Source organism: Stenotrophomonas pictorum JCM 9942 (assembly GCF_001310775.1).
GTDB lineage: Bacteria > Pseudomonadota > Gammaproteobacteria > Xanthomonadales > Xanthomonadaceae > Stenotrophomonas > Stenotrophomonas pictorum.
The window spans coordinates 1-1,210 of the sequence record NZ_BAZI01000594.1 but is presented as its reverse complement, the minus strand read 5'-3'; the positions used below and the strand labels follow the sequence as shown (position 1 = coordinate 1,210).

Annotated in this window: 1 protein-coding gene; it reads left to right on the top strand. The window is 67.9% G+C overall.

Annotated elements, in window-relative coordinates:
- Positions 1–158: 158 nt before the first annotated feature.
- Positions 159–1,103, top strand: coding sequence for a prolyl aminopeptidase (gene pip / locus JCM9942_RS16340; RefSeq protein WP_054660906.1), 945 nt, complete (start codon positions 159–161; stop codon positions 1,101–1,103).
- The last annotated feature ends 107 nt before the right edge of the window (positions 1,104–1,210 follow it).

Sequence of the window (1,210 nt, the reverse complement as noted above, 5' to 3'; positions counted from 1 at the left end):
CGCCAGGCGCGCCCGCGGTTCGACGGATGGCTGCTGCGGGATCGGATCACCGCGGCCCGCGATCGGTCGCGGTTGGTGTCCCGCCGGAGGGGCGCTGAGCGGGCAGTCGTCCCCGGGCGCTGCGCTAGACTGTGGGGCCTGTTTCCAGCGAGGTTGCCATGCGCACGCTCTATCCGGCCATCGAGCCCTACGACACCGGCACGCTTGCCGTTGACGACCGCCACACCCTGTATTTCGAGCAGTGCGGCAATCCGAACGGCAAGCCGGTGGTGATGCTGCATGGCGGCCCCGGCGGCGGCTGCACCACCAAGATGCGCCAGTTCCACGACCCGTCCAGGTACCGCATCATCCTGTTCGACCAGCGCGGCTCGGGCCGTTCCACGCCGCACGCCGATCTGGTGGACAACACCACCTGGGACCTGGTCGCCGACATCGAGAAGCTGCGCGAGAAGCTCGGCGTCGAGAAGTGGCAGGTGTTCGGCGGCAGCTGGGGCTCGACCCTGGCGCTGGCCTATGCGCAGGCCCACCCGCAGCGGGTCACCGAACTGGTGCTGCGCGGCATTTTCATGCTGCGCCGCTGGGAACTGGAATGGTTCTACCAGGAAGGTGCCAGCCGCCTGTTCCCGGATGCGTGGGAGCACTACCTCAAGCCGATTCCGGCAGTGGAGCGGCACGATCTGATCTCCGCCTTCCACCGCCGCCTGACCAGCGAGGACGAAGCCACCCGTCTGGCTGCCGCACGCGCCTGGAGCGTATGGGAGGGCGCGACGAGCTTCCTGCATGTGGATGACGACTTCATCAACAGTCACGAGGATCCGCAGTTCGCACTGGCCTTTGCCCGCATCGAGAACCACTACTTCGTCAACGGCGGTTTCTTCGAAGTGGAAGACCAGCTGCTGCGCGACGCGCACAAGATCGCCCATATCCCGGGCGTGATCGTGCACGGCCGCTACGACGTGGTGTGCCCGCTGGCCAATGCCTGGGACCTGCACAAGCTCTGGCCCAAGGCGCAGCTGCACATCACCCCGGGCTCGGGCCATTCGGCCTTCGAGGCCGAGAACGTGGACGCGCTGGTGCGCGCCACCGATGCGTTCGCCGCCTGAGCGGATGCGCCACTGAAGGGAAAACGGGCGGCCTGGGCCGCCCGTTCGCGTTTCCGGCCGGGTTCGCTCAGGCCAGGGCCAGCAGCGCTGGCTGCAGGGCGCGGAAG

Excerpts from the sequence above, each read along its gene's own strand:
- pip (WP_054660906.1), top strand. The coding sequence starts at position 159 with ATGCGCACGCTCTATCCGGCCATCGAGCCCTACGACACCGGCACGCTT.